Source organism: Vibrio sp. V33_P6A3T137 (genome assembly GCF_009904835.1).
Lineage (GTDB): Bacteria > Pseudomonadota > Gammaproteobacteria > Enterobacterales > Vibrionaceae > Vibrio > Vibrio metschnikovii.
Genome location: NZ_WXWK01000079.1, coordinates 1 through 6,969, shown reverse-complemented (window position 1 = coordinate 6,969; position 6,969 = coordinate 1). Strand labels below are relative to the sequence as shown.

Genomic DNA, 6,969 nt, shown 5'->3' with positions numbered 1-6,969 from the left:
GATTAATTCTGATTACTTTCTTCATATTACTAGCACAATCAACAAAAACTTAGGATTGCTAAGTATACAAAAATAAGTAAAACTTAGACAATCTAAGTTATCTATAGGTACAAAAAAAGAATGTCTAAGTGGAAAACCCAATCCCAGCGAGGCTCAAAGCAGCGCGTAAAAAAGCCAAAATCACCCAAAAAGACTTGGGTGTGAAAATTGGTATGGAACAAAGCTCTGCAAGTGGACGGATGAACCATTATGAAAAAGGTAGACATGTACCCGATCTTGGCACGCTCGAACGAATGGCTGAAGAGTTAGACGTACCACTAAACTACTTTTTCTGTAGAAACGAATTAAGCGCGGAACTGGCTTGCGTGATTGATAAAATGAGTGATGAAGAGAAAGCGGTGCTGTTGGATAGCCTAAACCGTGAAAAGTAGCCTCTAAGTTTTAAGCCCATTTTTACTCAATAGCATGCTCAACGGAATGGCGTCAGTAAAACGAGGAGCCACTATTTTATCTTCAGTGGTGATCGCATTTAAGTTGTAAACAGAACCAGAGTCAATTTGATGAAGACTAAGCTGCTCTAAAGGACGATCAAACGGGTTATCTAGGTAGGGGAACTTAAATACAAAAGTGCGTGACAATATTGCTCGGTCGATCGTATCCGCATTGTCGTTGAAGCTCATAAGCAACGCGTCTTTCAAGAAGTGTTTTAACGCTCGACATTCTCCTCGGCACATTGCAAACAAAGGATATAGCAGTTCATTCTTTGTAAGTACTGGTGGCTCATCAAAGCCCATCCTTGAACTCAAACCGGCGACAAATCTGGCGAAATGCTTTTTTTGTTCTAAGTCAACCCCATAAGATGCCGTTCTACTCGAATGACTATTCGCTTTCAACAACTTGAAATAATGTATCTTTCTCCTCCAGCTTAGCCGCGAGTTCCATTGTGGTTCTGTCGCTATCACATCAGCATAAGGCATACCCACTAGCACAAACGAGACTCTTGCTTCTTCACTTATATATTTGAATGTGTTGGCAATAACTTGTCTCTGTTCTGCGGTTGAAAACTCAACAAGCTCTTGAATTTCATTAACAATAATCAGCTCAACAGATTTACGTTTAAGTTGCTTTACAACCGCTTCGCCAAGCGCAATTTCATTACGTCGCCGAACCCCTCTTCCTCCTGATTTACAATCTAAATCAACCAAAAATTGGGTCAGCGTATTCTGTTCATTGATACGGCTTGGTACTCTAGTGCTTAATACTGGCTGCTTTTCCCAAGTTGAACCTGATTGAAAGCGTGATAAATAGTGGTTGATCAGAGCCGTCTTTCCACTTCCGGCCTCACCAGTTAACAAGAAAGACTCTGGTTCACCACCTAAAGAGTGATTGAAACGAAGTTGATCGAAAATGGAGTAGATTTCAGTTATCGCGGGATACTCGATAAAGCTGGTTTCAAAGGACTTTAGCTGCTCAAGCTGCTTTGGTGTTAAATTCAAATTAATACCCTTCAATATCTTCAAAATCATCGTCATCTAAGTGCTCTGAGGCATCGGAAACAACCTCAGATTTGAGCCTAACAGGAGTCACGTTGATCGAGCTTGGTCCCTCAGATCCGACATCATTAAACTTTGCTAATTTCGAAGTGTTACCTGTTTTAGGAAGATTGGGCTTGCTACTTTTAACACGACGGAATCTATCGGTTTCTTCCTGGATACGTTTTTTCATATATAGAAATGTATCCGCAAGAGCCTCATCATCAGCAAGATCCTTGGTGTTCAGTCTGCGTACTTTTTGTATGCGCTGGTGTTCAAAAAGTGAAAGTCCGTTTGTATACCCGCTGTTGTCTACTGCTGGAACTTTTATGTACTTCTTTTCTGATTCTAGGTAAACATGAATGTAGCTGATATCAGAAGGATCTGTTTTTGTCTTAACAAAGAGCTTTTTGCCATTATTAGGTGTGCAATATTTCCGGTATTCAATAAGCTCGGCGGACTGATAGCGTAAGTTATGCAGCCTGATCCCGGCCACTCCAATCGTCCTGTGTCTAAGCAATCCTAACTCTACTCTGAGTTGCTCCTTCTCAGCACCATCATAGTAAGACGGCGTCCATTTCGATTGGTGCCACTTGTGGTATGGGATTTCGCGCTCTCTAGAATCAGGCGTCATGTGGTAATAGTCGACAATCCATTTATGAAGTAATTCAAGAAATACCGATACCCTGACCACCGCATCCTTCTTTGGATTGTAATCTTGTAGTTGAGTAGGATTGGTGAAGGTTTTTCCAGGCAGCGCGTTAACTAACCCTTTATTCATTTGATCGAACAACTTTTCGATCCCTGACTTTTGCCAAGGCTTCGCTGTTTGACTGTATTGAATGTCTGACACCAAAGGCCTTAACGAATCTTCCAAGCTTTGACTCCAAAACTCGGTAGCGTTATCGACAACTAAACAATCAATCTTACCGTGGCAAGGCCACTCATTCTCAATCGATGGATACTTTGCTTTAAGCCAGCTTTTCTCCAAAAGTGAATTCAACAGAGCCTTTCTAACAGAGTCAAAGCTTGGCTCTCTAAAGTTGATACTGAAACCAACAATGCACTTACTGAAACGGTCATAAAGCATCGTCAAATAGGGGCGGCCCAAAGGAATATCTAGCTCATCGTCAATCAAAATCACTGGAACTGGGGTATGGTCAATTTCGACATATTCCATTGGTTTGGTCGCAGCCACTTGCTGACCAACCGACCGATACTCCCGATCTGCATATCGTTTACCAAATCTCGCAATCGCCACTTCATAAGGGGGTAACTCATTTATTCGATTGTAAAATGCACGCTGGCTAATCGGCTTGATTTTTCCTTCAACAATCTCTCGATTTATTTGAATTACTCGACTCTTATAATATCGGTATGCTTCTGCAACACTAAGTCGTTCACGTGTCAGGTATACGTTCTGAATTGCCTCGTCAATCAAGGATTGCGAATCGATTTCTTTCTGGCGGTTGCCCTTAAACGTATGCTTCGGAATAAGTGCCCATGGTTCTCTACCTGCTTCAGAGTAGGATTTTTTCCAAGTTGCTACAGTCCGCCAACTAGGGGGAGTAAGCTGTAATTCTGACTCAACGAGACTTAAGATGGGGTTCAAGTTTTTCTCAGTCCACCCACCTTTCAAGCGCTTCTCCACAAAAGTAATCACTTTTATGCGGCGAAGAACCTCTTCCTGAATTTTTGCTGGCAAGCTATCTATGGTCGATGATATTTCAATGGGTTCTAGAATTAGCTCTTTTGGGAGCAATTGCGATTCTTCTTCTGACGCTTCAAACTCATCAAAGAACCCAAATATATTATTAGAGTCAGGTGGCATAGTTAGCACCAAACGCAAGTTTCTAGACCAAAGCCAATCGTGTTGAGGTCTGTTTTAACGTGCCCCGAAGAGATCCAAGGTAGAGTAGAGATAAGTGTGTCTTGCTCTGATAGACCAAAATACAAAGACACCTCTTGCAACTTCACCATTTGCTTGCGTTGAATAAATGCCAAAACTCGCTTTTGAAATTCGGTCACTGTGCGTAATCCTGAGTAGCGGTGTAACAACTTAAAGTTATCTAGCGTTGGCCCCATCCTGATTTGCTTCTCAGTAACTAAAACTAGCCGTCTGTTAAACTCACTCAACGCTACTCTCTGCTTTTCTTCAAAGCGCTCCCTAAAATCAGGTTTAAGAATCTGGCTAGAGTGTTTGACCTCGAAGAATGTTGATTGCCCCTTGTGATCCGTCACTAAAAAATCTGGGGTATATCGACATTTACGATTATTGAATTGGTAATGAAAGCCAAAAGGTTGAGAGATAAAACTTTTGATGTTTGGGTTGTATTCGAGGTGAAAACAGAAATCGAACTCCAGAATAGAGAGAGTACGAATAACAGCATCATTCTTCAAGCTCATGAACTTACAGATGTTGTGTACGTGAGATGATTTCTTAGTTTGATCAAACATAGCCAAGTCACTTTTGTTGTAAACATACAACAAAAAATAGTCTATGAAAGCTTATAATGCAAATTTGCAAACTATTCTGCAATTTATGCGAACATATGTTGCAAACATCAATGGGTGGAAGCCCCAGCCACATCCCGGCACACACGTCATTCGCTGTGGCTGCTTCCTTCCGGACCTGACCAAGTTCACGAACTAGTGTTGCGGGAGGACCAGGGCCTCCATAGAGCACTTTAGCGCCTTGGCTAAAGAGTGCGACGATTATCCGGCATCCCCTCCTCTATTGCAACCCTCCGCTCTCATAAAATCAATAAAGGCGAGTTAACTGGGCAGCAATTGAGCAATCTTTTTATTCTCAGGCAGTGATGGCGGAGTTTTGTACTACTCTATCTGCTCTTCACTGCTTTTCAGTAGGTAGTCCGTCATCCACGCCGTCGCGAGTAGACATAACCAAACTACGAAGACCGGTTTGGGCACTTCGATAGCAGGAGCCAGCACGATGCCCATAAACGCCACCGACGGTAGCGTCCAGCACAATAACGTTGACCAATGCTCTGCTCTTTGCTTCACCAGTTTATTGATGATGGCCATTAATCCAGTCACGCACAATGAGATCACAACTGCGAAGGTGAACTCAGCAATCCACAAAGGCAGCAACAATAATAATGCCCACCAGTGGCGAGCCGATGAAGGCGTGTATTTCCAACTATTAACTGCCCACCATATCGCGCTCACCGAGAGTATTTGTAATACCGTCATTGTCGGCGTGCCATCAAGCTTACCTGCTGATTGGGTAGTCATAATTCCGACTTGCAGCGTCAGCAAAATTAAACCACAAATCACCATGACTCCTTTATGGCGTGGCGCAGAAAAAGCGACCATCAGTAATGGGAAGATAACCCACATACTCACAGATAACGCGGCTGGCTGGTAAGACAGCGTGAAACCATAGACCAGTAAACCGCCCAACAACACCAAGCCCGCATTACCACTGCGAGGCAACACCCACAGTGCTGGCACTAATAAAGCGATCAATGACCAATTGTCTTCACTCAAACCTAGGGCTTGACCGCAGACAATCGCTAAGATTATGGTGATCATAAATTGCATAACCGACACTATCATACCCTCTCCTTATACCTATCCGTGGTAACCATTGAACTAGGGCTTTATGAGTATGGACCAATTTTCTCAACAAATCTTTGCCGTGGTGCACCAAATTCCTTTTGGTCGAGTAGCGACCTATGGACAAGTTGCGCATTTAGCGGGCTATCCCGGCTATGCTCGTCAGGTAGGAAAAGTGTTAAGCCGATTGCCGCAAGGCAGCAAACTGCCTTGGTTTAGAGTGATTAATAGCCGAGGTGAGTCATCGTTGAGCGGGGTCGATAAAGCGCGTCAACACGCTTTACTGCTTGCCGAACAGATTGTGATCAATTCATCTGGAAAAATTTTATTACGCCAGTATCAATGGCGACCTTAGACGTTTCTCTCATCAGCAAAGGGGCGAGGGATCGTTTCAACATGTTTTATAAATCACATTCCCTCTTGACAAATATTTGACCTCTTTCACAAAATAGCGACTAATACTTAAGTGAACTAATTTTAGTCTATGCCCAAACCACTTGGAGTTGCAGGTAGGAAGGGTATACAAACAACCATCATTAGGTGAGGGTCATGAGTAAACCACTAAGCGAATTATTACGCCTACTACAGCTTGAAAAGCTTGAAGAAGGTTTGTACCGAGGTGAAAGCGAGAACCTTGGTTTACCCCAAGTCTATGGCGGTCAAGTGATTGGGCAAGCGCTCTCGGCGGCCCGTTACACGGTAGATTCCGATCGCACCGTCCATTCCTTTCATAGCTACTTTTTGTATCCGGGCGATCCTGAAAAACCAATTATTTATGATGTAGAAAACCTACGTGACGGTCGTAGCTTTAGCACCCGCCGAGTAAAAGCAATTCAAAATGGCCGACCTATTTTCTATCTCACCGCCTCTTATCATGGTGAAGCACCGGGGTTTGAGCATCAAAATGCGATGCCTAATATCCCAGGGCCAGAAAACTTTGCTTCAGAATCTGAGCTAGCGGCGCAAATTGCCCATTTATTGCCAGAAAAAATTCGTAACGCGTTTTGTGGAGAGAAACCGATTGAGATCCGCCCTGTGACGGTGATTAATCCGTTAAAACCGCAAAAAGAAGAGCCTAAACAATATTTATGGATTCGCGCGAATGGTGAAGTGCCTGATGATCAGTTAATTCATCAATACTTACTCGGTTATGCGTCAGACTGGGGATTTTTGGTTACCGCGCTGCATCCTCATCAGGTCTCACTGATGACGCCGAATTTCCAAGTAGCGACGATCGATCATTCGATCTGGTTCCATCGCCCGTTTAAAATGGATGAATGGTTGCTCTATGCAATTGAAAGCCCCACCGCGAGCAATACCCGTGGTTTAGTGCGCGGCGAGATTTACAACCAGCAAGGGGCTTTAGTGGCAACAGCGGTACAAGAAGGGGTAATGCGTTTTAAATAAAACGCTCCCTTTAAAGCGGTAAGGCGGTGGTGTATTTCAAAGACTCCATCGCAAAGGTGGAAGTGACATTATTTAAACCATCGACACTATTGACCAGTTTTTTATAGAACTGGTCAAAATTTTTCATGTCTTTGACCAGTACTTTCATCATGTAATCATACTCACCAGCCATGCGATAAAATTCCATCACTTCCGGAAAATCCTCCACGGTATTCACGAACCGTTGATACCACTCATGGGAGTGATCACTGGTTTTGACCATCACAAAAGCGATAAAAGACAGCCCTAAACGTTCAGGATTAAGCAGCGCCACCCGTTGGCTGATCACCCCCGACTCTTCGAGCTTTTTTAATCGTTTCCAACATGGCGTGCTGGTTAAATTGACCGCATCGGCCAGCTCATTGAGTGATAACGTGCTGTCTTTTTGCAACATCGCCAGTAACTGTTTATC

Annotated in this window: 8 protein-coding genes and 1 other RNA gene; 3 read left to right on the top strand and 6 right to left on the bottom strand. The window is 43.5% G+C overall.

Annotated elements, in window-relative coordinates; all coding sequences use genetic code 11:
- The first annotated feature begins 128 nt into the window (after window positions 1-128).
- Window positions 129-431: a helix-turn-helix domain-containing protein gene (locus CAG60_RS07550; protein ID WP_161438651.1), complete on the top strand. Its 303-nt coding sequence runs from the start codon at window positions 129-131 to the stop codon at window positions 429-431.
- Between the two features lie 3 nt (window positions 432-434).
- Here the strand turns inward: CAG60_RS07550 and CAG60_RS07545 are convergent, their stop codons facing one another.
- The 5 genes from CAG60_RS07545 to CAG60_RS07525 all read right to left on the bottom strand — a co-directional run bounded on the left by CAG60_RS07545 (window position 435) and on the right by CAG60_RS07525 (window position 5,111).
- Entirely contained in the window at window positions 435-1,532 is a 1,098-nt protein-coding gene (locus tag CAG60_RS07545; RefSeq protein ID WP_161438650.1) for a TniB family NTP-binding protein, read from the bottom strand.
- Window positions 1,498-3,363, bottom strand: a complete 1,866-nt coding sequence (locus CAG60_RS07540; RefSeq protein WP_161438649.1) for a Mu transposase C-terminal domain-containing protein — start codon at window positions 3,361-3,363, stop codon at window positions 1,498-1,500. The genes CAG60_RS07545 and CAG60_RS07540 overlap by 35 nt, the downstream gene beginning before the upstream one ends.
- A 2-nt stretch (window positions 3,364-3,365) precedes the next feature.
- Window positions 3,366-3,989: a TnsA endonuclease N-terminal domain-containing protein gene (locus CAG60_RS16825; RefSeq protein WP_161438648.1), complete on the bottom strand. Its 624-nt coding sequence runs from the start codon at window positions 3,987-3,989 to the stop codon at window positions 3,366-3,368.
- A 118-nt stretch (window positions 3,990-4,107) separates the two neighbouring features.
- An RNA gene (ffs, locus tag CAG60_RS07530) (signal recognition particle sRNA small type) lies at window positions 4,108-4,204 on the bottom strand.
- A gap of 163 nt (window positions 4,205-4,367) precedes the next feature.
- The gene (locus tag CAG60_RS07525; protein WP_161438647.1) at window positions 4,368-5,111 is read right to left on the bottom strand and encodes a hypothetical protein; all 744 of its coding nucleotides are present in this window, start codon (window positions 5,109-5,111) and stop codon (window positions 4,368-4,370) included.
- A gap of 52 nt (window positions 5,112-5,163) precedes the next feature.
- On the opposite strand from CAG60_RS07525, the gene CAG60_RS07520 reads away from it, so the two are divergent.
- Complete coding sequence (locus CAG60_RS07520; RefSeq protein WP_158138210.1) at window positions 5,164-5,466, top strand: MGMT family protein; 303 nt, start codon at window positions 5,164-5,166, stop codon at window positions 5,464-5,466.
- A 194-nt stretch (window positions 5,467-5,660) separates the two neighbouring features.
- Window positions 5,661-6,518 (top strand): acyl-CoA thioesterase II, encoded by an 858-nt coding sequence (gene tesB / locus CAG60_RS07515; RefSeq protein WP_161425763.1) that lies wholly within the window; start codon window positions 5,661-5,663, stop codon window positions 6,516-6,518.
- Between the two features lie 10 nt (window positions 6,519-6,528).
- Here tesB and CAG60_RS07510 read toward each other — a convergent pair.
- The coding region (locus CAG60_RS07510) for an Lrp/AsnC family transcriptional regulator (RefSeq protein WP_161438646.1) at window positions 6,529-6,969 on the bottom strand (441 nt) is incomplete at its 5' end.